This window comes from Microbacterium candidum (assembly GCF_030315975.1).
GTDB lineage: Bacteria > Actinomycetota > Actinomycetes > Actinomycetales > Microbacteriaceae > Microbacterium > Microbacterium candidum.
Window position 1 is genome coordinate 482,636 of the sequence record NZ_JASXSZ010000002.1, and the last position, 23,792, is coordinate 506,427.

Here is a 23,792-nt window from a genome sequence, read left to right on the forward strand (position 1 = left end):
GGGCAGAACAATTCTCTGCCGGTCGTTGAGCGAGCGAAGCGAGTCGAAACGCAGCGACCGTCAGTCGGCGACGGCCATGTCCATGACGAACCGCGACCCGCCATCGACATTCGTCACGCGCAGGTCGCCGTCGTGGGCGACGAGGATGCCGTGCGCGATCGCAAGGCCGAGTCCCGCGCCGCTCGAGCGCCCGACGAGGGGTGGACGGGATGCGGCACCCCGCCATCCCGCGCGGAACACCTCGCCGAGATCCGCGGGTGGGATGCCGCCGCCCTGATCGACGACGGCGAGCAGCGCCCGTCCCCCGAGCACGGACGTCTCCACCCGGATCGCCGAGCCGGACGGCGAATGCTGGATCGCGTTCAGGAGCAGGTTTCCGACCGCCCGGCCGAGCTCGCGCGCATCCCCTGTGACGAAGATGTCCTGATCAGGCGACTCGCGGATCGTCACGTCCCTCATCGCGGCAAGGGTGTGCAGCTCCGCCACGGCGTCGCTCACCAGGTCGTGGAGCGACACCGTCTCCATCGCCAGCACGAGCCGCCCGGACTCGATCTTCGACAGCTCGAACAGATCGTCGACGAGGTCGGACAGGTGGTCGACCTGCACGCGCATCTGCCGGTGGAAGCGCTGCGGGTCGTCGGCCAGGCCGTCCTCGAGCGCCTCCGCCATCGCGCGGAGTCCGGCCAGCGGCGTCCGCAGGTCGTGGGAGATCCACGCGACGAACTCGCGACGAGACGCGTCGAGCGCCGCGACCTCGGCCCGCGCGTCCTCGAGCCGGCGGCTCGTCCGGGCGAGCTCGGCGGCCACCGCGGCGAGTTCGGAACCGCCGTCGAGCGCCGAGTCCGAGGCATCCGTCGCCTGCTGCTCCCCGACGATCGCCGCCATCCGGCGGACCTGCCGCGCCTGCCGCACGAACGTCACCGCGAGCACCACCGCGACCGCGAGCGCGACGACGGCGGCGATGCCGGCGACCCACAGGCTCACCAACAGATCGTGCGACGAGAGGAACATCGCCCGGGCGACGGCGACCATGCCCGCGACGACCGACAGCATGCCGGTGAGGACAACCACGGACACCTGCACGACCATCGGCGCGCGTCTTGCGAGCCGCAGCGCGACGAGCCCCACGAGCCCGACGACCACGCCGCACAGCAGCGCGATCCCGACGATCGCAGCGAGATCGCGCCCCGGGATCATGCCGGCTCACCGACCGAAGGCTCACCGACCGAGAGCCGGTACCCGACGCCCCACACGGTCTGCAGGATGCGGGGATGCGTCGGGTCGTCCTCGACCTTCTCCCGCAGGCGCCGCATCGTGACGGTCACGGTCGAGAGGTCGCCGTAGCTCCACCCCCACACCGAGCCGAGCAGCTCCTCGCGCGTGAACGCGCGCTGCGGGTGCTTCAGCAGGAACGAGAACAGGTCGAACTCGCGCGCGGACAAGGCCAGCGGCATCCCGTCCTTCTGCACGAACCGGGCGGACGGATGCAGCGTGAACGCGCCGAGGTCGAACGGCGCCTCCGGCGCGTACTCGACGAGGCTGCGCCGCAGCACCGATCCGACGCGCAGCACCAGCTCGCGCGGGGAGAACGGCTTCGTGAGGTAGTCGTCGGCGCCGGCCTCGAGGCCGTCGATGCGGTCGTCGGTCGCGCCGAGCGCGGTGAGCATGATGACGGGGATGTCGTGCGCGGCGCGGATGCGACGGCACACTTCCACTCCGTCGATGCCGGGGAGCATCCGATCCATGACGATGAGGTCCGGCGCGCGTTCGGCGACGAGGTCGATCGCCTGGAACCCGTCGGACACCTCGTCGACCAGGTATCCGGCGTCCTGCAGGTAGGTGCGCACGACCTCGCGCACCGTCTCGTCGTCCTCGACGAGGAGGATGCGGCGGTCCCGCAGATCGCCCGCGATGTCCATGGGCTCATGCTAGGTCGGCCGTGCGCCAGGCGGGCGGGTGCGCCTTACGAAACGGTGACAGCGACCGTCACGGGTCGGTAAGCGGATGACGGTTCCCCGCCGCTGGGCGGGGTGCGACTGTTGCCTCGCCCCCCAACCAGATACTCCGAAAGGACTCATCATGAGGCTCTCACTCAAGGCGTCCGCGGCCGGTGTCGCGGCCCTCGCGGCGGTCGCGACCGCCCTCCTCGGCGGCGGCGCGGCGCAGGCGACGACGGGCTCGCCGGCCGGTTCCGATCCCGTCGGCGCGGTGTTCGTGCAGACCGACGGGCTCGCCGGGAACGCGATCGTCGCCTATGACCGGAACGCCGACGGCACGTTGCACTGGGCCGACACCTATCCGACCGGAGGCCTCGGCCTCCAGCTCGCCGGCTCCGCCGTCGACCACCTCGCATCGCAGGGCTCGCTCGCTCGCGCCGGCGGATCGCTCTTCGCCGTGAATGCGGGGAGCAACACGATCACGTCGTTCGCCATCCGCGGCGACCGGCTGGTGCGGCTGCAGACCACCGGTTCGGGCGGTGATGCGCCGGTGAGCATCGCGACGCATGACCGACGCGTGTTCGTGCTCAACGCCCGCGGAGGCGGCTCGATCCAGGGCTACCTCAACGTCGGCGGCCTGCTCGTGAAGGTTCCGGCGTGGCATCGCGATCTCGGGTTGAACCCCGCCGCGACGCCGCAGTTCGTCACGACGCCGGGCCAGATCGCGTTCACGCCGGACGGTTCGAAGCTCATCGTCACGACGAAGGCGAACACGAACGCGTTCGACGTCTTCTCCACTGCCGGGTTCGGGCTGTCCGCATCCCCCGTCGTCACGACGGTGCCGGGGACGGTGCCGTTCGGGATCCAGTTCGACGCGGCGGGCCACCTCGTCGCGGTGGAGGCCGGCCCGAGCGCGATCGCCACGTTCACGGTGAACGCGGACGGCTCGCTGACGCAGCTTGCCTGGGCCGCGACCGGGCAGGCCGCCGCGTGCTGGGTCGTCGTCTCAGGCGCCTACGCGTACACGTCGAACGCGGGCAGCGCGTCGCTGAGCGGCTACCGCCTCGGGACCGTCGGGTCGCTCACCGCGCTCGGCAACACCGCGACCGACCCCGGAACGGTGGATGCCGCCACGGCCGGCGGGTTCCTCTACGTGCAGACCGGCGCCACCGGCACGGTGGACGAGTTCCGCATGGGCGCGGACGGTTCCCTGACGAAGGTCGGCTCCGTGCTCGTGCCGGACGCGGTCGGTGGCGAAGGGATCGTCGCGAGCTGACCAGTAGTCCCCGAGCCAGCCCCCGGTCCCGAGCTTGTCGAGGGCTCGAAACGCTCAACGACCCGCGCAGATCGCATGATGCGCGGGTCGTTGAGCGAGCGAAGCGAGACGAAACGCAGTGCTGCGCCGAGGTGCGGGGGTCGTTGAGCGAGCGAAGCGAGACGAAACGCAGGTGCCGCGCCGACGTGCGTCGGTCGTTGAGCGAGCGAAGCGAGACGAAACGCAGTCAGTCTGAGATCAGCGTTCGAGACCCACGGCGAGGAGCTCGATCAGCAGCCGCTCGACGAGCTCGGACGGCAGCGCCTCGACCAGCGCGAGCACCGGAGCGAGCGCTCCAAGGCCGGACGGCTCGAGCAGACCCGCCGCGCGGAGGATCTCGACCGCCGCATCCGAGTTCAGGTGCCTCAGGTCGTCGGGCTCGAAACCGCCGAGCAGCCCCTGCGCGAGCGCGGCGCCGTCGAGGTGCGGCATCCCGCGCACCGCGTCGGCGGCCGCCGCTGCGGCCGGGACGAGCTCATCGACGACCTGCTCGGTGACCGGCGTGATCGTGAGGTGCGCCGTCGAGGGCAACCACGATCCGTCGGGCTGGATGGATGCCGGCTGCAGCTGCACGACGAACCCGTAGTCGCGCATCGCGTCCGCCCACAGGTGCGGGTCGACACGGCGATCGGCGGGCACGGAGGCATCCACCGCGACCGCGACCATCGGGCCCGTCGGCCGCCCGACCACCGACAGACCCTCGATCGCATCGATCGCCTCTACGATGCGGCCCGTCGAGGCGGCCATCGAGTCGGTGAGCTCGCGGAAGCCCTCGACCCCGAGGACAGAGGTGATCGCCCACGCCGCCGCAAGCGGGGCGGCCGACTTCGAGCCGAGGAGCGTCGCGTTGACGACGGGGTAGCCGGGCCAGGCGCTCGTCGCGAACCACTGGTGGCGCTGCCGGTCGCGGCCGCGCTGCAGCAGGACCGAGACGCCCTTCGGCGCGTAGCCGTATTTATGCAGGTCGGCAGACAGACTCGTGACGCCGGGGACGGCGAAGTCCCACGGATGCGCGGGAGCCCCCGCCGCATGCTGCGGCCAGAAGGCGAGCGCGAACCCGCCGATGCACGCGTCGACATGCAGGTCCACTCCGGCGGCGAGCGCGGCAGCAGCCACCTCGACGACCGGGTCGAGCGTCGCGTAGGGATACGACGGCGCACTGACGACGACAAGCGCGACATCGTCGCCGAGGCGCTCGATCACGGCAGAGGCATCCGGACGTCCCGTCGACGGGTCGACCGGCACGAGGTCGAGCGCGACATCCAGGAGCGCCGCCGCCTTGCGGAACGCGGCGTGCACCGTGGTCGGAGCGACGAGGCGGGGCGTCCCCGACCGGTGTCGTGCGCGCCAGGCATCCCGCGCCGTCTTCACCGCGAGGATGCAGCTCTCGGTGCCGCCGGAGGTCGCCGTCCCGACGACCTCGTCATCGGCGTGGAACACCGACCGCGCGAAATCGACGAGCTCGCGCTCGATGACCGCCACCGACCGGAAGGTCGTCGGGTCGAGACCGTTCACGGGCTGCATCGTGCGCACCGCGGCGGCAGCGAGCTCGTCGAGCTCGGGGCGGCCCGAGTCGTAGACATACGACAGCAGGCGCCCGCCGTGGGTCGGCGCGTCGAGGGCTCGCAGCTCCGCGAGCCGGGCGATGACGTCTTGCGGGTTCATGCGAGTGCCTCCTGAGGGATGCCGGGACCGTCGATATCCTCGCGCCGCAGTCGGTAGCGCGAGAGGGTGAGGAGGCTCAGCGCCGCGAGGGCGGCGGGGACGACGCTGAATCCGACCGCGATGCCGACGACGGCGCTCCCCGGCTGGACGACGACGTGTCCCGCGACCGTCTGCACGTACCCGGTGATCGACAGCACGGCCGCGAGCGCGGCGGCGCCGAGCGCCATCCCGGTCGTCTCGCCCGCCGTCCAGACGCCGCCGAAGACGCCCGCGCGCGCTTCGCCGTGCAGCCTCGCGTCGTGCGAGATGACATCTGGGAGCATCGCCATCGGGAGCGCCTGCATCCCCGCGTACGCCGCACCGGCGGCCGCGACGGAGGCGTACATCCACGCGCCGGGCGCCCAGATCGCGATGGTCAGCGTCGCCGCGGCGATCGTGAAGATCACGGTCGCCCACACGTACGCGCGCTCCTTGCCGATGCGGCGCGAGATCGCGTTCCAGACCGGGGAGAACAGGATGGCGGGGCCGATCAGCGCGACGAACAGGAACGTCAGCGCGTCATCGGAGTGCATGACCCACACCGCGACGTAGTTCGCAGCGGCGAGCATGAGGCCCGTCGCGAGCGCCTGCAGGAGGAAGGTGCCGAGGAGCGCGCGGAACGGAGCGCTGCGCCGAAGAGCCGCGATGCCCTCGCGGTAGCCCTCGGAGAACGGGATGCCGTGGGCGTCGGGATACGGCATCCCCTTCGGTGCGACGGTCGACGCGATCAGCATGCCCGCCCCGATCACGAGCCCCGCGACGAGCGCCATCACGAGGTATCCCGTGTAGGGGTCGCCGATCTTGCGGAGGATCGGACCGCCCGCGCCGAACAGCAGGATCGCGCCGCTGAGCACCGCGACGCGCGTCGTGAGGAGTCGCGTGCGCTGGTCGTAGTGGTCGGACAGCTCCGCGGGCAGCGCGATGTACGGCACCTGGAAGAGGCTGAACGACGTCGAGGCGAGGATGAACGCGATGACGACCCATGCGCCCGCTGCGGCCGGCGCGACTCCGGCGGGCACGGCGAAAGTCAGCAGGAAGAAGATCGGCAGCGCGATGCCGCCGACGATCATGAGGCGCCGGCGGGATCCGCTGTGCAGCAGCGAGCGGTCGGAGAGCCCGCCGATCAGCGGATCGATCAGCACGTCCCAGATCTTCGCGACGGTCACGACGAGTCCCGCGGCCCACGCCGCGACCCCGAGCGTGTCGGTCATGTAGAAGACGAGGACGAGGCCCGGCAGCGTGGCGAATCCGCCCGTGCCGAGCGAGCCGATCGCGTAGCGCGCGACGACGGAGGTGGACAGCCGCGACGACCCTGTCGCAGACGTGCTTGCAGGCATGAGAGCGATCCTATGCCGGTCCCACGGTGCTCATTGACGGACCGCCAGTTGGCCTCGGTCCACAAACGCGTACGCGGTCCCGAGCCTCACGGGTCCGCGAGCCTTCACCGATCCCCGAGCCTCTCCGGTCCCGAGCCTTCACCAGTCCCCGAGCCCCTCCGGTCCCCGAGCCCCTCCGGTCCCCGAGCTTGTCGAGGGGTCGTCGCCGCTCGGACAGTTGCGACGCCTCGACAGGCTCGGCGACCGGCGATTTTCGGCCGACCGGACCGCAGCCGCTCGGGGGGTACGACGCCCCGACAGGCTCGGCGACCGACGATATTCGCCGACCGGAGCGCAGTGAGCGATCGCGGGTCTGGGCGTCAGGCGGCGAGAGCGGCGCGGACGATCTCGGCGGAAGCCGCCGCTTCCGTCATCCAGAGCGGTGCGACGACCGCGCGGATGCCGAGCGCCTCCACGGCAGGGACGAGGAATGCGTCCTCCTCGGCGACGAGCCACGCGTCGAGGATGCCGTCCGCCGACCGCGCGCCGTAGTGCGCGGCGACCGCATCCGCCCGCGTCTCGACGCCGATCGCCGTGAGGCACACGTCGGCCATGCCGCGGACGACGCGTCCGCCGATGATGCCGGACACGCCGACGACCTTCGCGCTCGTCTGCCGCAGCGCCTCCCGCATGCCGGGGACGGCGAGGATCGGGCCGATCGACACGACCGGGTTGGACGGCGCGAGCAGCACGACATCGGCGTCGGCGATCGCCTCGACGACTCCCGGGGCGGGAACCGCCGCGGCCATGCCGGGGTTCTCGAAAGCCGCGGGGGCGAGGGCCGCGCGGTGACGCGTCCACCACTCCTGGAAGTGCATGCGGCTGCCGTCGCCGAGCACGATGTTCGTGTCGACCTCCGCATCGGTCATCGGCAGGAGCCGAACGCCGAGCGGCCACCGCTCCTGCATCCGTGCGAGCACCTGCGTCGGCGTGAGTCCGTCGCGGAGCCACCCCGTGCGGGCAAGATGCGTGCCGAGATCGAGGTCGCCGAGGGTGAACCACGGCCAGCCCGCGCCCCACGCCTGAAGCTCCTCGTTGACGCGCTCGCTGTCGCCGGCACGACCCCACCCGCGGTGCGCGTCGTTGACGCCCGCGAGCGCGTAGACGATCGAGTCGACGTCGGGCTGCAGCCGGACGCCGGACAGCCAGAGGTCGTCGCCGGTGTTGACGACGACGGTCGCCTCATCCTCCGGGCCGAGCGCCTCGCGCACGCCGAGCGTGAACTTCGATCCGCCGACGCCGCCGGCCAGCACGACGACCTTCACGCGGTGGCCTCGGCGGCGGCGCGGGCGGCGGCGGGCAGGGCCTCGACGATGCGGCCGAGGGCGTCGTCGTCGTGCGCGGCGGTGAGGAACCACGCCTCGAAGACGCTCGGCGGCAGCGAGACGCCGGCATCCAGCGTCGCGTGGAAGAAGGGGGCGTAGCGCCAGGCCTCCTGGTCCTGCGCCTCGTCGTACGTCGTCGGGATGCCATCGCGGAACGCGACGCCGAAGAGCGAACCGGCCCGCGGCACGCTGTGCACGACGCCCTCAGCCGAGAGCGCGGAATCGAGCGCGTGCGCGACGACGGCGGCGGCCGCATCCACGCGCGCGTAGACGTCGGGCGTCGCGAGCCGGAGCGTCGCGAGACCTGCGGCGACCGAGAGCGGGTTCCCGCTGAGGGTGCCTGCCTGGTAGACGGGTCCGACGGGGGCGAGGGCGTCCATGACGTCGGCGCGACCGCCGAGGGCGGCCAGCGGCATCCCTCCGCCGACGACCTTGCCGAAGGTGAACAGATCGGGCGTGTAACGCTCCCCCGCCGCCTGCTGGAGTCCCCAGAATCCGGCCGGGTGCACGCGGAAGCCCGTGAGCACCTCGTCGAGGATCAGAAGCGCCCCGTGCCGGTGGGCGATGTCGGCGAGGAAGGCGTTGAATCCCGCGGCCGGCGGGACGACGCCCATGTTGGCGGATGCGGCCTCGACGATGATCGCGGCGATGCGTTCGCCGTGGATCGCGAAGGCCTCTTCGAGCGCGGTCGGGTCGTTGTACGGCAGCACGAGGGTCTGCGCGGCGATCGGGGCGGGGACGCCCGCGGAGCCCGGCAGCGCAAGCGTCGCGACGCCGGAGCCGGCGGCGGCCAGCAGCCCGTCGGAATGCCCGTGGTAGTGCCCGGCGAACTTGATGAGCAGGTCACGGCCGGTGTACCCGCGAGCGAGGCGGATCGCCGTCATCGTCGCCTCGGTGCCGGTCGAGACCAGCCGCACGCGGTCGATGGGATTGATCCCCGAGCCCGTCGAGGGGTCGCCGAACGCGACCCGCGCGGCGATCAGCTCGGCGAGCTCGACCTCGCCCTCCGTCGGTGCGCCGAACGACAGACCGCGGGATGCCGCCTCCTGCACGGCGGCGACGACCTCGGGCTGCGCGTGCCCGAGGAGCGCGGGGCCCCACGACGCGACGAGGTCGACGTACTCGCGGCCTGCGGCATCCGTCACGTAGGCGCCGCGCGCCGACCCGAGGAACCGGGGGCTTCCGCCCACCGATCCGTATGCGCGTACGGGCGAGTTCACGCCGCCAGGGATGACGCGACGCGCCTCGTCGAACAGCTCATCGTTGCGATCGGTCATAACGCTCCTTCATCAGACTCGGCCGCCCGGCGACGAGCGAAGCGAGGAGACGAAACGCAGTGCGCATCGCGTTTCGTCACTTCGTCTCGCTGCGCTCGCTCAACGACCGGCGGCCAGCAGGCGGGCGGCCTCGACGGCCCAGTAGGTCAGGATCGCGTCGGCGCCGGCACGGCGGATCGACAGCAGGCTCTCCAGGATCGCGGGCTCGCGGGAGATCCAGCCGTGGGCGGCGGCCGCTTCGACCATCGCGTACTCGCCGGACACCTGGTATGCCCAGACCGGGATGTCGACCGACGCGCGCACGTCGGCGAGCACATCGAGGTACGGCAGCGCGGGCTTGACCATCACGACGTCGGCGCCCTCTTCGGCGTCGATGAGCGCCTCGCGCACACCCTCGCGACCGTTGGCGGGGTCGAGCTGGTAGGTGCGGCGGTCGCCCTTCAGCTGCGAGTCGACGGCCTCGCGGAACGGTCCGTAGAACGCGCCGGCGTACTTGGCCGAGTACGCGAGGATCAGCGTGTCGGTGTAGCCCTCGGCATCCAGCGCCGCACGTACGTGGGCGACCTGGCCGTCCATCATTCCGGACAGGCCGAGCATGACCGAGCCGGCACGGGCCTGCGCGAGGCCCATCGCGGCGTAGCGCTCGAGGGTCGCGTCGTTGTCGACGGAGCCGTCGGCAGCGAGAACCCCGCAGTGACCGTGGTCGGTGAACTCGTCGAGGCACAGGTCGGTCTGCACGACGAGCGCGTCCCCGACCTCGGCGGCCACGAGAGCGGTCGCGACGTTGAGGATGCCGTTCGGGTCGTCGGCTCCGGAGCCGCGCGCGTCGCGCACCTCGGGGACGCCGAACAGCATGACGCCGCCGACGCCCGCGTCCGCCGCATCCGTCACCGCCCGGCGCATCGAGTCGAGCGAGTGCTGCACGACTCCGGGCATCGAGCCGATCGGCTGCGGCTCGGCGAGGCCTTCGCGCACGAACAGGGGCAGCACGAGCTGCGAGGGAACGAGGTGGGTCTCGCGGGCGAGGCGCCGTACGGCCGGCGACTGCCGGAGGCGGCGCGGTCGATGCGTTGGGAAGCTCACGGCAGGAACTCGTCGGCCGCGTGCGGGAGCGGAAGCTTCGAGACGGCGTCGATGAGCGCCGTCACGGTCTGGGTCTCCGCGACGATGTCGACGTCGAGGCCCAGCTTGCGGGCGTCCTTCGCCGTGCGCGGGCCGATCGCGGCGACGACGGTCTCCGCCGGAAGGCTCGGGAACTGGTCGTGCACCTGGCGGGCGACGGACCCGCTCGTCACGAGGATCGCGTTGATGCGGCCGGATTCCACATCGCGCATGATGCGCTCGGTGACCGGCACGCCGACCGTGCGATACGCGATGACGCTGTGGACGTGATGGCCCGCATCCAGGAGGCGCTTCGTGAGGACGGGCTTCGCGATCTCGCTGCGGAGGGTGAGGATCTCGCGGGGCTCCGGCTCGAGGGCGAGGAGCTGGTCGGCCATGCCGGCAGCGGAGTTGTCGCGCTCGGGGACGAGGTCGACGCGGTAGCCGGCGGCCTGGAGCGCTGCGGCCGTCGTCTCGCCCACGGCGGCGACCTTCGTGTTCGCGGGGATCTTCGCGCGGTACGCGAAGAGGACATCGACCGTCGTCGCGCTCGTGAGCGTCAGCCAGTCGAACTTCCCGTCGGCTAGGTCGGCGAGGGCCTGCTCGAGCGGCGCGACATCGTGCGCCGGAGCGAAGTCGATGAGCGGTGCGACCACGGGCACCGCGCCCTGGTTGCGGAGGGATGCCGCGACCCCGTCTCCCCAGGGACCGCCACGGGGCACGAGCACGCGCCAGCCCGCGAGGGGCTTCGGCGCAGTCGTGTCAACGCTGCCGGTGATGGGATGGGGGGCTGTATTCATAGGGTCGACTCTCGTGGTGACAGTCAGCCGCCCCACGTTCGAGCAGCCGACAGGCCTGCGTACCCCTGCGCACAGAGCGTGCGCACTTCGGGTTCGCGCTGTCGGCAGCGTCCGCACCATTGCCACTGCCTGATCACTGAGCATACCCCGGACCGGCTGAACGTGGACAGGTGCCGTTCTCAGCACCCGCCGACGACCCCGCCGGCAGCCCTGCCGTCAGCGCTGCTGTCAGCGCGTGTACAGCCTGACGAAGCCCCACACGACGCCTCCGACCACGGCGGCGGCGCCGACGACCGCGGCGGCGACGCCGATCGGGTTGTCGCGGGCCATCCGGCGGGCCTTCACGATGCGCGCCTCGGTCGCGTCGGCGACGCGCCTCGGCATGTTCGCCTTGACCTCGATCGCGGCGAGCGCGGCCTTCAGTTCAGCACGCGCTTTCTCGACGGGATCGGTGATCCCCGCCGGGACCGCGGTCTTCGCCAGCGGCTGGTCAGAACTCATCGGCCACGTCCTTCACGATCTCGATGTCGGTCGCGACCGACTGCACCGGATTCTCCCGTGCGGCGAGCTTCCGGAAGCGGAGGATGCTGAGCAGTGCGAACACCGCGACGATCACGAGCGTCACGCCGAGCACGACGAGCGCGGACAGCCACACCGGCCACCACGACGACAGGCCTGCGATGAGGAAGGCGTCGAACACGGGGATCGACCAGAAGAGGAAGAACAGCGCGAGCGCCATCCAGCCCGCGCCGTAGCCCGCATCCTTCGCCGTCTTGGTCAGCCACACCTTGGCGGCGTTGACCTCTGCGATGACGAGGTTGCGCAGGAGCTCCGGAAGCTCGCCGAGGAGCGTCAGGAGACTGTCATCAGCCCGATCGCGGGACGCGCGAGGCGTGGGCATCGTCTACTCCTCGGACTTCTTCTTCACCGAGCTCTTGGCCGCACCGGTCGCCTTGGCGGCGGCGCCCGACGCCGCGTCGCCCACGGCGTCAGCGGAGGTCGCGGCGGCCTGGGCGATGTCGTCGGCCGAGTCCTTCGCTGTGGCGATGCCGGCATCGAGGCGCTCGCCCGGCGTGCCCTTCGAGGCCGCGGCCTTGGTGACCTTCACCGCGCCGTCCCGCAGGGCGACGGGCAGCGCCATCGCCGCCGACTTGCCGAACTCCTTCGCCTTGTCGACCTGGTTCTGCACGGGCTCGAGCTCCCACAGCTTGAGCGCCTGGGCCTTGATCTGCTCGTACCTCTCGCGGCCGGCGCGCGTGCCCAGCACGTAGCCGATCGCAAGTCCGACGACGAGTCCTGCTTTGCCCTTCATGAGGTCCCCTCACGCGTGGTCATAGGTCGTTCGCTCCCCAGCGTAGCCCTATATTCCGATTCCGGCATCCGTCGCCTCAGGCCTCCGCGGGCGCGCCCCACAGCAGCGCGCGACGGATGCGGTCGGCCTCGGCGCGCGCGTCCGGAACCACCTGGGCGAGCCCCGTTCCCGCGATCCAGGCGCCGACGGCGGCGAGTCCGGGGACCGCCGAGACAGCGGTGCGCGCCGCCGCGACGACGTCCGAACGACCGATGATCGCGGCCGGCTGCGACTGCGCGAACCGCACCCGGCTCGAGCCGCGCAGTGCGCTCGCGTCGAGTTCGACGCCGAGGAGAGCGGATGCCTCGTTCAGCGCGAGGACGGCGGCATCGGCGTCGCTGAGGCCCGTGGTCGCGGGCTCCTCGCCCTGCGCTCCGAACGAGACCCGGACGACGTGCACCCCTGTGCCTGCCGCGCGCGCGACCCATTCCCACTTCGCAGTGGAGTGGGTGAGCGCCTTCGCGGTGTGCGATCCGGGGACGGTGAGCACACCGGTGCCGCGGGGCGCCGCATCCAGTCGCGCGTCGGTGATGACGAGCGTGACGATCTCGACGATCGGCGACGGCCCGACCTCGCTCTGCAGACCGGGTGCGACCGGCGAGAGGAGCCGCCGCGCGGTCGCCTCGTCCGTCGCCACGATCACCGCCGCTGCAGGGAAGCGCGTCGAGACGGCCCCCGAGCCCGCCCCGGTCCCCGAGCCAGCCCCGGTCCCCGAGCCAGCCCCGGTCCCCGAGCTTGTCGAGGGGTCGTCCCTGTCGAGCGGCGACGACCCTTCGACGGGCTCGGGGACCGCAGCCTCGACGACCCAACCGCCGGGCGCGGACGCGATCTCCTCCACGGCAACGCCGGTCAGCACCCGGGCTCCCAGCTGCTCGAGCCGCGCGACGAGAGCGTCGACGAGGCGCGTCATCCCGCCGTCAAGGCCCGCGACCGCCGCACCCGGAGCGGCACCCGGAGCGCCGCCCGCCCGCTCGCCCAGGATCAGCCCCACTCCGCCGGACAGGGATCCCGCACGGGTGAGGGCGGCGCTGAGGCCGGGGGCCGCGAGGTCGACGTCGATGTCGTCCGGGCGGGCGGAGTACACGCCCGTCGTCACCGGGGCGACGAGCGCGTTCAGCACGGTGTCGCCCATCCGCGAGCGCACGAGCTTGCCGAGGCTCCGCTCGCTGCCGATCGTCAGCGGCGGGCGCAGGCGATCGACGTACGCGCGCCACGCGCCCTTCCAGCCGATGATCCGGCGGACGTCCGGATCCCACGGATTGGCCGGGATGCCGAGGAGGCCGCCGCCGGGCAGGGGCGCCGCATCCTCCGACCCGGAGAGCCCCGCGACCCACGCGCGCCCTCCGGCGGGCGCGACCACGGCGTCCGCGAGCCCGAGCTCGTCGATCAGCGCGCGCACGTGACCGCCACGCGTCGCGAAGCTCTCCGCGCCCGCGTCCAGGCGGAGGCCCGCGACATCCGTCGACCGGACGACCCCGCCGACTCGATCGGATGCCTCGAGCACCGTGACCTGCAGGCCGACCTTCGCGCATTCGAGGGCGGCGACGAGGCCGCCGATCCCGCCGCCCACGATCACGACGCGTGTCTCGTGGGCGTGCGCCGCGATGGTCTCCATGCTGCTGTCGTCGCTCATCCCGTCCATCCTTTCACCCGCTCCCGATGGGAGACTGTGGGCATGAGCCTGCACATCACCGCGGACCCCGCAGCCGACGATCTGCTCACGCGCGACCCGCTCGCCCTCCTCATCGGCATGCTGCTGGATCAGCAGGTCGCGATGGAGGTCGCCTTCACCGGTCCGTTGAAGATCGAGGAGCGCGTGGGGGCGATGGATGCGGCGACCCTCGCCGACTACGACCCCGAGGCGTTCGCGGCCGCCTTCAAGGAGCCGCCCGCGGTCCACCGCTACCCGGGCTCGATGGCGGGCCGGGTCCAGGCGCTCAGCGCCGCGGTCGAGGAGGACTGGGGCGGGGATGCCTCCGCCATCTGGACACAGGGCGCCCCGAGCGGCGCCGAGGTCCTCAAGCGACTGAAGAAGCTGCCCGGCTTCGGGGAGCAGAAGGCGAAGATCTTCCTCGCGCTGCTGGGCAAGCAGTGCGGGTTCGCGGGCGAAGGATGGCGCGAGGCATCCGCCCCGTACGGCGAGGCCGGGTCGTTCCGCAGCGTCGCCGACATCGTCTCGCCCGACTCGCTCGCCAAGGTGCGCGAGCACAAGCGCGCGATGAAGGCCGCCGCGAAGCAGGCCTGAATCCGCCCTCGCCTGTCACGATCCCCGGCGGGGGCCGGCGTCGGTGACAGGCGAGGGATGAACCGCTACGGCTTCTGCGCGTTGCGCCGGCGGACGACCACGACGATGGCGACCGTTCCGCCCGCGATGACGACGAGCCCGAGCAGCCACCAGAGCCAGGCCATGTCCGAGGACTCGACGTTCTGATCCGGCAGTGCGCTCTCGGACGGCGACGGCGTCGCGGACTCGGTCGGAGTCGGCGTCGGTGTGGGAGTCGGCGTGGGCGTGGGGGCGACGGTCTCGACAGGCGTCGGCTCGGTCGTGGCCGGCGGAACCGGCGCGACCGAGGCCTCGGGGCTCTGCACGGGGCTCGTCGGGATCGGGACGGGCGGGGCCGACGTCGGAAGCGGGACCGGGGGCGTGGTCGGCAGGGACCCCGTCCGCGTCGGGATGGGGACGGGCTTGGCCGTGGGCAGCTCGACGGTCGGCACCGGCGAGGGCAGACCTGTCGGCAGCCCTGACGGCAGACCCGACGGGAGGCTCGAGGGCAGCGCGGTCGGCAGAGCCGTCGGCAACCCGCCACCGCTCCCGCATCCGGCCAGCCCGATGACGAGCGCGAGCGAGGCGGCCGCGAGCGCGGCCGTGCGGAATCCACGGCGTTGCCGATGGTTCGATGTCATGACGGCCTTCCCCGGGGGTCCGATGAATGACAGCATCCTGACCCGCCGCGACGGCGCGCCGCAAGACGTGATCCGCGGATTCACGCGATGTGCGTGACGCTCACGGGAGCTCGTGGTGCGCGGCGGCCTCCTCGATCTCCTTCGCCTGGGTCTCGGCGAGCGCCCGCTCCGACGCGACGTCGATGTGACGCGTCATGAGCCAGTAGGCGACGGCCGCGACGGGGAGCCCGATGAACAGCGAGATGTCCACGCCGCCCATCGCCTTCGACACCGGCCCCTCGTAGAACCCGGCGACGTCGAAGAACGGGATCATGACGACGAATCCGAGCAGGTACGCGACGATGCCCGGCCAGCCCCACCGCTTGTAGATGCCGTTCGGCTTGAAGATCTCCGCGATCGCGTAATGGCCCTTGCGCACGATGAAGAAGTCGGTCAGGTTGACCGCCGTCCACGGGATGAACAGGTACAGGATCAGCAGCAGGAACGCGTTGAAGTCGCCGAGGAAGTTCTCGGTCGCGAACAGCGCGAACGCGAGCGAGATCGCAGCTGTGATGACGAGCGTGACGATGCGGATGCGGAGCGTCGGCCGCACCTTGACGAAGCTGTCGATCGACGAGATCAGGGTGAGCGACCCGCCGTACATGTTGAGCGCCGTCACCGACACGAGGCCGAGCGCCGCGACGATGAGCGCCACCACGCCGAACCCGGGGAAGAGGAGGTCCGCCACTTTCTTGAGGTCCTCGACCGTGTTCGCCCCGATGTCCTTGTATGCGACGGCGACCCATGAACCGAGGAACATCACCCAGATGCCGCCGAGCGCGCTGCCCCAGAACGTCCACTGGAACGTGCTGTTCGTCGAGGTCGTGCGCGGGAGGTAGCGCGAGTAGTCGGAGACGTAGATCGCCCACGAGATCTGGTAGCCGGCTGCGACACCGAGCTGGCCGAAGAACGCGACCGCGTTGAAATGCGACAGGTCGAACTGCGATGCGGGAACGTGGATGTGCACGAGCGCCGACACCGTCAGCAGGACGAGCACCGCCACCGTGACGTACATGAGGTAGCGCTCGAACGAGTGGATGAGGTCGTAGCCGACGAGCGCGATGACGACCGCGATGATCGTGACGACCCAGATCCACAGCGGATTGGCCGCCTGCTGCGGGCTGATCGCACCGCCGACCGCCTCGCCTGCCAGCACCGAGTTGAAGATGTTGAACCCGGCGTACTGGATGTAGGCGAACAGCCACACCAGCAGTGCGCCGATGTAGCCGAACTGCGGACGGGACTGGATCATCTGCGGGAGCCCCAGCTGCGGTCCCTGCGACGAGTGCGCGGCCATGAAGAACGTGCCGATGAGGATGCCGAGCACGATCGCGATGAACGACCAGATCAGGTTGCCGCCGGTCGTGATGCTGATGAGTCCGGTGGCCAGAGTGGCGATCTGCGCGTTGCTCATGAACCACAGGGGTCCGATGTGCGAGACCTTGCCGTGCCGCTCGTTCAGCGGAACGTAATCGATCGAGCGGACCTCGAGTCCGCGGGTGGGGGTTGCGGTGGAAGTGCTCATCCGTGCTCCTTCGCTCGGACCGCCCACGGTGCGCCAGGGGGTGCGCATCGGCGCGGACAGCGCGATCGTAGACCCGTCGCGGCCATGGCCGCAGCACGCGACCGGGCGGCGCGCGGAGCACTCAGCAGATGCTTAAGAACCGCCCTCAGAGCAGCTCGAGGATCGTGGCGTTCGCCATCCCGCCGCCCTCGCACATCGACTGCAGGCCGTACCGGATCTCGGCGTCGCGCATGTGGTGCACGAGCGTCGTCATGAGGCGTGCGCCGGAGGCGCCGAGCGGGTGCCCGAGCGCGATCGCCCCGCCGAGCGGATTGAGGAGGGCGGGGTCGGCACCCGTCTCGCGCAGCCACGCGAGAGTGACGGATGCGAACGCCTCGTTGATCTCGAACACGCCGATGTCGTCCAGGCTCAGCCCCGACTTCGCGAGCGCCTTGGCCGTCGCGGGGATCGGGCCCTTCAGCATCGTCACCGGGTCGACTCCGGCGAGGACGGCCGTGTGGATGCGGGCGATCGGCGTCCAGCCGTTCGCCGCGGCGATCTCGCTCGTCGTGATGAGGAGGGCGGCCGCGCCGTCGGAGATCTGCGAGGCGTTGCCCGCCGTGATCGAGCCGTCCTCGCGGAAGGCGGGCTTGATCGCCGCCATCGACTCTGCGGTGGAGCCGCGCCGCACGCCCTGGTCGGTGTCGAACACCGCGCCGTCGGGGAGGGTCACCGGCGCGATCTGGCCCGCGAACAGGCCGTCGTCGATCGCACGGGCGGCGCGCTCGTGCGAGAGGAGGCCGAAGGCATCCATCTCCTCGCGCGTGATGCCGTACTCGTCGGCGATCATCTGCGCGCCCATGCCCTGGTCGAAGCGGATGCCGTCGTACCGCGCCCATACGTCGGGGCCGAAGGGCTCGCCGAACCGCCCGTCGAAGACCGGGGAGCCGAGCGGAACGGCGCTCATGATCTCGACGCCTCCGGCCACCGCGATGTCGTACTGGCCGCTGATGACGCCCGCGGCCGCCTGGTGCACGGCCTGCTGGGACGAACCGCATTGCCGGTCGACCGTGACGGACGGCACGGACTCCGGCCACCCAGCGGCTAGGACCCCTGCGCGACCGACGCTGCCGGTCTGCATCCCGGCCTGGTCGACGCATCCCCACACGACGTCGTCGACGGAGGCCGGATCGAGCGCGGTCCGCTCCGCGAGCGCATTCAGCACGAGCCCTGACAGGCTTGCGGCGTGAGACCCCGCGAGTGCGCCGTTGCGCTTTCCGACCGCCGTGCGGACGGCGTCGACGATGACCGCATCTCTCATGCGGTCAAGCGTAGGCGGCCCTGCGGGCTCAGGCGCCCTTGAGCCGCTCCGCCAGGTACTGCTGCAGTCCCTCGAGCGGCACGCGCTCCTGCGCCATCGAGTCGCGGTCGCGCACGGTCACGGCCTTGTCGTCGAGCGAGTCGAAGTCCACCGTGACGCAGAACGGCGTGCCGATCTCGTCCTGGCGTCGGTAGCGGCGGCCGATGGCGCCGGCGTCATCGAAGTCGACGGTCCAGCGACCGCGGAGGTCGTCGGCGACCTGGCGCGCGAGCGGCGACAGGTTCTCGTTGCGGCTGAGCGGCAGGACCGCGACCTTGATGGGGGCCAGTCGCGGGTCGAGGCCGAGCACCGTGCGGGTGTCGGTGCCGCCCTTCGCGTTCGGCGCCTCCTCCTCGCGGTAGGCGTCGACGAGGAACGCCATCATCGATCGCGTGAGACCGAACGACGGCTCGATGACATACGGCGTGTAGCGGTCCCCCGACGCCTGGTCGAAGTACGTGAGGCTCTGGCCGGATGCCTCGGTGTGCGACGACAGGTCGTAGTCGGTGCGGTTGGCGACGCCCATGAGCTCGCCCCACTCCTTGCCGGCGAAGCCGAAGCGGTACTCGATGTCGATCGTGCCGTCGGAGTAGTGCGCGCGCTCCTCCTCCGGGACGTCGAAGCGGCGCATGTTGTCCGCGTCGATGCCAAGGTCGGTGAACCAGTTCCAGCACTCCTCCACCCAGTGCTCGAACCACTCCTGCGCGTCGGCCGGCGGCACGAAGTACTCGATCTCCATCTGCTCGAACTCGCGCGTGCGGAAGATGAAGTTGCCGGGCGTGATCTCGTTGCGGAACGCCTTGCCGACCTGGCCGATGCCGAACGGCGGCTTCTTGCGGCTCGCGGTGAGGACGTTCGTGAAGTTCACGAAGATGCCCTGCGCGGTCTCGGGGCGCAGGAAGTGCAGGCCCGACTCGTCGTCAACGACGCCGAGGTAGGTCTTCACGAGGCCCGAGAAGGCCTTGGGCTCGGTGTACTGGCCCTTCGTGCCGCAGTTCGGGCACGGGACATCCGCCAGCCCGTTCTCGGCCTTGCGGCCCTTGCGCGCCTCGAAGTCCTCGAGCAGGTTGTCGGCGCGGAAGCGCTTGTGGCAGTGCAGGCACTCCACGAGCGGGTCGGTGAAGGTCGCGACGTGACCGGACGCCTCCCACACGCGCTTGGGCAGGATGACCGACGAGTCGAGGCCGACCATGTCGCCACGGCCGCGCACGAACGTCTGCCACCACTGGCGGCGGATGTTCTCCTTGAGCTCCGTGCCGAGGGGGCCGTAGTCCCACGCCGAACGCGATCCGCCGTAGATCTCACCCGCTTGGAACACGAACCCGCGATGACGGGCGAGGGCGATGACTTTGTCGAGGCGGGACTGCTCGGCCACGGTGGCTCCAATGGTCGGAGAGAGAAAAGAGGATGCCGCGGACTCGCGGCATCCTCGATTCTATCGGCGGGGCGGCTGAGGCCCCGCCGGTCGTCAGACCGTCACTTCACGAACGGGATCGACATCGGATACGTGTACCACTCGCCGTTGTTGGCCTTCACGGCCGCGATGATCGAGAAGACGATGTTCACGACCCAGACGGCCGCCAGGATGATGAACCCGATGACCACGACGCTGAGCACCCAGCCCACGACGTAGGCGATGAGAAGGGTCAGCTGGAAGTTGAGCGCGGTCGCGGAGTACGAGCGGATGAACGGCCCGCGGTCCTTGAGGACCAGATAGCCGATCAGCGCCGGGATGAAGCCGAACAGCAGTCCGCCGACCTGGATGAGGATCGCCCAGAGCTTCTCGTCGGACGGTGTCATCGGCTGCTGCGCTGCGCCGCCGTAGGGCGGCTGGGGAGGAGGAGGTGTCGCCATGCCGCCAGAATAGGCCACCCGGACGACGCCCGTCAGGGGGATGTCCCCCATCTTCAGGACGACGTCACGAGCGGCGGCCCGACATACCGCGCGGACGGACGGATGATCTTCGGGTCCGCGGCCTGCTCCAGGATGTGCGCCGACCAGCCGATCGCGCGGGCGAGCGCGAACGTGGGCGTGAAGAGCGCGCGCGGGACGCCCACGCGCTCGAGCACGACGGATGCGTAGAACTCGACGTTCGCGTGCAGGCCGCGACCGGGCTTCATCTCCGCGAGGATGCGTTCGGCCTCGGCCTCGAACCGGAGCGCGAACGCGACGCGCTCTCCACCGAGCCCGATCGCGATCTCCTTCATGAGCTCCGAGCGCGGATCGGTCGTCCGGTAGACAGCGTGCCCGAACCCCATGAGGCGGCGGCCGGATGCGACCGCCGCGCCGATCCACGCGGGGATGTCGCCCTGCGCCCCGATCTCATCAAGTGCGTCGAGCACCCGCGAGGGCGCACCTCCGTGCAGGGGGCCGGACAGCGCTCCCAGTCCGCCCGCGAGCGCGGACGCGACATCCGCCCCCGTCGAGGCGATGACGCGCGCGGCGAAGGTCGACGCGTTGAGGCCGTGGTCGACGACCGCGATGAGGTACGCGCTGAGGGCGCGCTCCTCCTGTTCGGTCGGCACGCGTCCTGTCAATCGGTGCAGATAGTTCGCGACGACCCCGCGGTCGGCCGGCGCCTCGGCATCCGGTCCGGCATCCCGTCCGGCGAGCGCCGTGAGCAGGTGCGGGAGCGCGGCCGTCAGCGCGAGCGCATCGGCGCGACGCTCGTCGGGCGAGAGGTCGTAGACCGGCCGCATCCGCCACGTCGAGGCCAGCAGCGGCCACGCCGCTTTCATCCCGTGCAGGACATCGGGATGCTCCGTACCGAGCTGCCGCGCGATCTCGCCTGCGTCCCGGACGATCCGCGGATCGGCGAGGGATGCGGCGAAGGCCGCCGCCTGCGCCGCGTCCGGGAGCCCGCCGACGAGGAACAGATGCCACACCTCCTCGAGACTCGAGTGCCGGGCGAGGTCGATCGCGGAGTGCCCGCGGTACTGGTACCAGCCCTCGAGGCCGTTGACCTCGCTGATCGCGGTGTCGGCGACGACGACGCCGGCGAGGCCTCGCGGCGCATCGATGAGTGCGTCCGGCATCTCCGCTCCCTCCCGTGTCAGAATCAGTGTGAGAGTTGATCACCTGTCAGTCAACGTTGATCGGATCAATATGGATGATGCCCGCCTGACCGCAGCGCAGGCCGCGGCGCGCCTCGGCGTGAAGCCGCAGACGCTGTATGCGTACGTGTCGCGCGGGTGGCTTGCGCGCGAACGGGACGCGCACGGCTCGACGTTCGATCCGCTCGAGATCGAGGCGTTCGCCGCGCAGCGCACGCGTCGCGCGCCGGCCGAGTCCACCGCCTCCGGCTCGCCGCTCATGGTGCTCGACACCGACGTCGCACTGATCGAAGACGACGAGCTGTTCTTCCGCGGGATGCCCGCGAAGGACCTCGCGAGGATGCACACGTTCGATGCGGTCGCAGCGTGGCTATGGGGCGAGCCGCTCTCTCCTGACCGCGTCCTGGCCGCACCCGACGAGTTCGTGCGGGTCGCGCGAACGGTCGTCGAGCAGCTCCCGGCGGCAGCATCCTGGATCGACCGCGCCGTCGTCGCCGTCCGCACGCTCGCGATCGCCGACCCCCTGCGCGACGACGTCGACGTCGCCGCGCTCGGCCGCGTCGGCGAAGTCATCGCCGCGGGGCTCCCCCGCGTGCTCGGCGGATCGGGGTCGTCGGTGCCCGACGCGCTGTGGCATGCGATCGCCGGACGCGATCCGAGTGCCGCGGAGAGCGACGCCCTCAACGCGGCGATGGTCCTCTCGATCGACCACGATCTGGCGGTGTCGACGTTCGCAGGGCGGGTCGCCGCATCCGCCCGCGGCTCGGGCTACGCGGTCGTGACGGCCGCGCTCGGTGCGTTCGATTCGCCCCTCCACGGCACCGCGAGTCACGCAGCGGCGCAGCTCATCGCGTCCGTGGTCGACGGGACGCCGGCCGACCGCGCGATCCGCACGCAACTGAAGACGCTGGGCCGGCGCACTCCCGGATTCGGGCAGCCGCTGTACCGGGGTGTCGATGCCCGCGCGGCGGCTCTGCTCGAGTTCATCACCCCGCTCAGGGACGGTCCGCGAGTGCTCGATGCCGTCGCCGAGCTGCGACATGCGATGCGGGCGACGCACCTCGAACCGAATGTGGATCTGGCGCTCGGCGCGTTGACGGTCGCGGCCGGGCTTCCCGACGACGCCGGTGCGCTCGTGTTCGCAGTCGCCCGCTCGGCCGGCTGGATCGCGCACGCGCAGCGCGAGTATGCCGAGCCGCCCCTGCGCCTCCGGCCCCGCGGCCGCTACATCGGCCCGCGCTGACCGCCTGCACCGGCCCCACCCTCGACTTGCCGCATATGGCGGGTTTCGAGCATCCGATAACCGCCATTTGTGGCAATTCGAGAGATCAGGTACGGCGGAGGGCGTCGGAAGCGATCTCGCGGATCGACGTGTGGCCGGACAGGCCGAGCGTGATGTCGAGCTCGGCGAGGACGTTGCGCACGACCTCCCGTACGCCCGCCTCGCCCGCGATCGCGAGGCCGTACGCGTACGGCCGGCCGAGCGCGACCATCGTCGCGCCGAGTGCGAGCGCGATGAACGCGTCGGCACCGCCGCGGACACCGGAGTCGAAGACGACCGGGACCCGACCGTCGACCCTCTCGACGATCTCGGGCAGCACGGCGAGGGTCGGCACGGACGCGTCGATCTGCCGCCCACCGTGGTTGGAGACCCACACGCCGTCGGCACCCGCATCCACCGCCCTCGAAGCGTCGTCCGGGTGCACGATGCCCTTCAGGATGATGGGCAGGCTCGTCCACTCGCGCGCCTTCGCGAGGTCGGCCCACGTGAGGGCGGGCGTCGAGAACACGTCGAGGAACGTCTCGACCGCGGCCCGCGGCAGCGGCGAGCGAAGGCCTCCGCGCACCCCCGTTCCCGTGATCGGCGCAGCCTTGCGCGCCATCGAGACGCCTGCGATCACCGTCTTCGGCGTCATCCGCACGCTCGGCGCGGGTCCGGCCTGCCGAGCCCTCTCGCGCACCAGCTGCTGGAAGACCGGATCGCTCGTGTACTGCGCGATGCCGAGCCCACGTGTGAACGGGAGGTAGGCGAGGTCGAGATCTCGGGTGCGCCAGCCGAGGAGGTGCGTGTCGAGCGTCACGACGACCGCCTCGCATCCGGATGCCTCGGCCCGGCGCAGCAGCGACGCGTTGAGCTCATCCGACGACGACCAGTACAGCTGGAAGAGGCGCGCACCGCCGCTCGCCTCCGCCACCTGCTCCATGGGGAAGGACGCCTGGTTGCTGAGGACGTACGGGACGCCGAGGGATGCCGCGGCCCGCGCGACGGCGAGGTCTGCCTCCGGATGCGCCATCTCCATGACGCCGAGCGGCGCGAGCAGCAGGGGGCTCGGCCGGGTCTTCCCGAGGAACGACGTGGACAGGTCGCGGTCCGATACATCCCGCAGAGGCCGCGGCCACACCTGCCACCGGTCGAACGCCGCGCGATTGGCATCCATCGTCCGTCCCGCGCCTGCGCCGCCCGCGATGTACGCGAACGCCTCGGCGCTGAGGGCCTTCCGCGCCGCCTGCTCGAGGGCTTCTGGATGCACCGGCACGGCCGGGCGGGCGCCGGAGATGCCGGCGCGATAGATGTCGGACTGCGCGCGCCGGCCGATGCCGCGAGCTGCAGCCGGATCGTCGGGAACGCTCATCCCGTCACCCTACGGCGCGCGCCCCGCGCCGTCATGCGGTTGCGCGGAATCCGAAATTGTCCCCCGAAGAGGGGACACGCCGTTGCCGCCTCGGCCGATATCGTCCGAGGCAG

The 23,792-nt window shown here is 71.2% G+C and carries 22 protein-coding genes; 3 read left to right on the plus strand and 19 right to left on the minus strand.

From position 1 onward, the window contains the following. Positions 1–60 precede the first annotated feature (60 nt). Together QSV35_RS08640 and QSV35_RS08645 are read right to left on the minus strand one after the other, a co-directional pair. A complete protein-coding gene (locus QSV35_RS08640; RefSeq protein WP_286288270.1) occupies positions 61–1,197 on the minus strand; it encodes a sensor histidine kinase in 1,137 nt (378 codons plus the stop codon). Beyond that, positions 1,194–1,919, minus strand: coding sequence for a response regulator transcription factor (locus QSV35_RS08645; protein WP_286288271.1), 726 nt, complete (start codon positions 1,917–1,919; stop codon positions 1,194–1,196). Before QSV35_RS08645 ends, QSV35_RS08640 begins: the two co-directional genes overlap by 4 nt. A 160-nt stretch (positions 1,920–2,079) precedes the next feature. Between QSV35_RS08645 and QSV35_RS08650 the strand changes: the two genes are divergently transcribed. After that, a complete protein-coding gene (locus QSV35_RS08650; protein WP_286288272.1) occupies positions 2,080–3,213 on the plus strand; it encodes a lactonase family protein in 1,134 nt (377 codons plus the stop codon). A 237-nt stretch (positions 3,214–3,450) separates the two neighbouring features. Here QSV35_RS08650 and QSV35_RS08655 read toward each other — a convergent pair whose 3' ends face one another. The 10 genes from QSV35_RS08655 to QSV35_RS08700 form a co-directional block, all read right to left on the minus strand. Continuing rightward, positions 3,451–4,917 (minus strand): pyridoxal phosphate-dependent decarboxylase family protein, encoded by a 1,467-nt coding sequence (locus tag QSV35_RS08655; protein ID WP_286288273.1) that lies wholly within the window; start codon positions 4,915–4,917, stop codon positions 3,451–3,453. After that, positions 4,914–6,293 carry an MFS transporter gene (locus tag QSV35_RS08660; RefSeq protein ID WP_286288275.1) on the minus strand — a complete coding sequence of 460 codons (1,380 nt, stop codon included), beginning with the start codon at positions 6,291–6,293 and terminating at the stop codon, positions 4,914–4,916. Before QSV35_RS08660 ends, QSV35_RS08655 begins: the two co-directional genes overlap by 4 nt. Positions 6,294–6,652: 359 nt before the next feature. After that, a complete protein-coding gene (gene cofD / locus QSV35_RS08665; RefSeq protein WP_286288276.1) occupies positions 6,653–7,597 on the minus strand; it encodes a 2-phospho-L-lactate transferase in 945 nt (314 codons plus the stop codon). After that, positions 7,594–8,934 (minus strand): glutamate-1-semialdehyde 2,1-aminomutase, encoded by a 1,341-nt coding sequence (hemL, locus tag QSV35_RS08670; protein WP_286288277.1) that lies wholly within the window; start codon positions 8,932–8,934, stop codon positions 7,594–7,596. Before hemL ends, cofD begins: the two co-directional genes overlap by 4 nt. A 99-nt stretch (positions 8,935–9,033) precedes the next feature. Further along, positions 9,034–10,017, minus strand: a complete 984-nt coding sequence (hemB, locus tag QSV35_RS08675) for a porphobilinogen synthase (protein ID WP_286288278.1) — start codon at positions 10,015–10,017, stop codon at positions 9,034–9,036. Further along, positions 10,014–10,835, minus strand: coding sequence for a uroporphyrinogen-III synthase (locus QSV35_RS08680; RefSeq protein ID WP_286288279.1), 822 nt, complete (start codon positions 10,833–10,835; stop codon positions 10,014–10,016). The genes hemB and QSV35_RS08680 overlap by 4 nt, the downstream gene beginning before the upstream one ends. Before the next feature lie 228 nt (positions 10,836–11,063). Further along, positions 11,064–11,336 (minus strand): hypothetical protein, encoded by a 273-nt coding sequence (locus tag QSV35_RS08685; protein ID WP_286288280.1) that lies wholly within the window; start codon positions 11,334–11,336, stop codon positions 11,064–11,066. Continuing rightward, complete coding sequence (locus tag QSV35_RS08690; RefSeq protein WP_286288281.1) at positions 11,326–11,736, minus strand: phage holin family protein; 411 nt, start codon at positions 11,734–11,736, stop codon at positions 11,326–11,328. The genes QSV35_RS08685 and QSV35_RS08690 overlap by 11 nt, the downstream gene beginning before the upstream one ends. A gap of 3 nt (positions 11,737–11,739) precedes the next feature. Next, on the minus strand, positions 11,740–12,147 hold the full coding sequence (locus tag QSV35_RS08695; RefSeq protein WP_286288283.1) for a hypothetical protein: 408 nt from the start codon (positions 12,145–12,147) through the stop codon (positions 11,740–11,742). 76 nt (positions 12,148–12,223) lie between these two features. After that, positions 12,224–13,819, minus strand: a complete 1,596-nt coding sequence (locus tag QSV35_RS08700) for a protoporphyrinogen/coproporphyrinogen oxidase (protein WP_286288284.1) — start codon at positions 13,817–13,819, stop codon at positions 12,224–12,226. 42 nt (positions 13,820–13,861) lie between these two features. On the opposite strand from QSV35_RS08700, the gene QSV35_RS08705 reads away from it, so the two are divergent. After that, entirely contained in the window at positions 13,862–14,431 is a 570-nt protein-coding gene (locus QSV35_RS08705; RefSeq protein ID WP_286288285.1) for an HhH-GPD-type base excision DNA repair protein, read from the plus strand. Between the two features lie 65 nt (positions 14,432–14,496). Here the strand turns inward: QSV35_RS08705 and QSV35_RS08710 are convergent, their stop codons facing one another. From QSV35_RS08710 to QSV35_RS08735, 6 genes are all read right to left on the minus strand, one after another. Beyond that, positions 14,497–15,090: a hypothetical protein gene (locus QSV35_RS08710; RefSeq protein ID WP_286288286.1), complete on the minus strand. Its 594-nt coding sequence runs from the start codon at positions 15,088–15,090 to the stop codon at positions 14,497–14,499. Between the two features lie 100 nt (positions 15,091–15,190). Continuing rightward, on the minus strand, positions 15,191–16,654 hold the full coding sequence (locus QSV35_RS08715; protein WP_286288287.1) for a purine-cytosine permease family protein: 1,464 nt from the start codon (positions 16,652–16,654) through the stop codon (positions 15,191–15,193). A gap of 145 nt (positions 16,655–16,799) precedes the next feature. Then, the gene (locus tag QSV35_RS08720; RefSeq protein WP_286288288.1) at positions 16,800–17,954 is read right to left on the minus strand and encodes a thiolase family protein; all 1,155 of its coding nucleotides are present in this window, start codon (positions 17,952–17,954) and stop codon (positions 16,800–16,802) included. A 28-nt stretch (positions 17,955–17,982) separates the two neighbouring features. Beyond that, positions 17,983–19,368, minus strand: a complete 1,386-nt coding sequence (locus QSV35_RS08725) for a glycine--tRNA ligase (RefSeq protein WP_286288289.1) — start codon at positions 19,366–19,368, stop codon at positions 17,983–17,985. A 101-nt stretch (positions 19,369–19,469) separates the two neighbouring features. Next, the gene (locus QSV35_RS08730; RefSeq protein ID WP_286288290.1) at positions 19,470–19,847 is read right to left on the minus strand and encodes a DUF4870 domain-containing protein; all 378 of its coding nucleotides are present in this window, start codon (positions 19,845–19,847) and stop codon (positions 19,470–19,472) included. 53 nt (positions 19,848–19,900) lie between these two features. Continuing rightward, on the minus strand, positions 19,901–21,028 hold the full coding sequence (locus QSV35_RS08735) for a citrate/2-methylcitrate synthase (protein ID WP_286288291.1): 1,128 nt from the start codon (positions 21,026–21,028) through the stop codon (positions 19,901–19,903). A gap of 70 nt (positions 21,029–21,098) precedes the next feature. On the opposite strand from QSV35_RS08735, the gene QSV35_RS08740 reads away from it, so the two are divergent. Beyond that, positions 21,099–22,289 (plus strand): citrate/2-methylcitrate synthase, encoded by a 1,191-nt coding sequence (locus QSV35_RS08740; RefSeq protein WP_286288292.1) that lies wholly within the window; start codon positions 21,099–21,101, stop codon positions 22,287–22,289. Between the two features lie 85 nt (positions 22,290–22,374). On the opposite strand, the gene QSV35_RS08745 is transcribed toward QSV35_RS08740, so the two are convergent. Beyond that, entirely contained in the window at positions 22,375–23,679 is a 1,305-nt protein-coding gene (locus tag QSV35_RS08745; RefSeq protein WP_286288293.1) for an alpha-hydroxy-acid oxidizing protein, read from the minus strand. Positions 23,680–23,792 lie beyond the last annotated feature (113 nt).

What these genes read in the sequence shown, in the direction of transcription:
- QSV35_RS08640 (WP_286288270.1), bottom strand. Translation starts at nt 1,197, where the DNA reads ATGATCCCGGGGCGCGATCTCGCTGCGATCGTCGGGATCGCGCTGCTG.
- QSV35_RS08645 (WP_286288271.1), bottom strand. Translation starts at nt 1,919, where the DNA reads ATGGACATCGCGGGCGATCTGCGGGACCGCCGCATCCTCCTCGTCGAG.
- QSV35_RS08650 (WP_286288272.1), top strand. Translation starts at nt 2,080, where the DNA reads ATGAGGCTCTCACTCAAGGCGTCCGCGGCCGGTGTCGCGGCCCTCGCG.
- QSV35_RS08655 (WP_286288273.1), bottom strand. Translation starts at nt 4,917, where the DNA reads ATGAACCCGCAAGACGTCATCGCCCGGCTCGCGGAGCTGCGAGCCCTC.
- QSV35_RS08660 (WP_286288275.1), bottom strand. Translation starts at nt 6,293, where the DNA reads ATGCCTGCAAGCACGTCTGCGACAGGGTCGTCGCGGCTGTCCACCTCC.
- hemL (WP_286288277.1), bottom strand. Translation starts at nt 8,934, where the DNA reads ATGACCGATCGCAACGATGAGCTGTTCGACGAGGCGCGTCGCGTCATC.
- QSV35_RS08680 (WP_286288279.1), bottom strand. Translation starts at nt 10,835, where the DNA reads ATGAATACAGCCCCCCATCCCATCACCGGCAGCGTTGACACGACTGCG.
- QSV35_RS08685 (WP_286288280.1), bottom strand. Translation starts at nt 11,336, where the DNA reads ATGAGTTCTGACCAGCCGCTGGCGAAGACCGCGGTCCCGGCGGGGATC.
- QSV35_RS08690 (WP_286288281.1), bottom strand. Translation starts at nt 11,736, where the DNA reads ATGCCCACGCCTCGCGCGTCCCGCGATCGGGCTGATGACAGTCTCCTG.
- QSV35_RS08695 (WP_286288283.1), bottom strand. Translation starts at nt 12,147, where the DNA reads ATGAAGGGCAAAGCAGGACTCGTCGTCGGACTTGCGATCGGCTACGTG.
- QSV35_RS08700 (WP_286288284.1), bottom strand. Translation starts at nt 13,819, where the DNA reads ATGAGCGACGACAGCAGCATGGAGACCATCGCGGCGCACGCCCACGAG.
- QSV35_RS08705 (WP_286288285.1), top strand. Translation starts at nt 13,862, where the DNA reads ATGAGCCTGCACATCACCGCGGACCCCGCAGCCGACGATCTGCTCACG.
- QSV35_RS08710 (WP_286288286.1), bottom strand. Translation starts at nt 15,090, where the DNA reads ATGACATCGAACCATCGGCAACGCCGTGGATTCCGCACGGCCGCGCTC.
- QSV35_RS08715 (WP_286288287.1), bottom strand. Translation starts at nt 16,654, where the DNA reads ATGAGCACTTCCACCGCAACCCCCACCCGCGGACTCGAGGTCCGCTCG.
- QSV35_RS08720 (WP_286288288.1), bottom strand. Translation starts at nt 17,954, where the DNA reads ATGAGAGATGCGGTCATCGTCGACGCCGTCCGCACGGCGGTCGGAAAG.
- QSV35_RS08730 (WP_286288290.1), bottom strand. Translation starts at nt 19,847, where the DNA reads ATGGCGACACCTCCTCCTCCCCAGCCGCCCTACGGCGGCGCAGCGCAG.
- QSV35_RS08735 (WP_286288291.1), bottom strand. Translation starts at nt 21,028, where the DNA reads ATGCCGGACGCACTCATCGATGCGCCGCGAGGCCTCGCCGGCGTCGTC.
- QSV35_RS08740 (WP_286288292.1), top strand. Translation starts at nt 21,099, where the DNA reads ATGGATGATGCCCGCCTGACCGCAGCGCAGGCCGCGGCGCGCCTCGGC.
- QSV35_RS08745 (WP_286288293.1), bottom strand. Translation starts at nt 23,679, where the DNA reads ATGAGCGTTCCCGACGATCCGGCTGCAGCTCGCGGCATCGGCCGGCGC.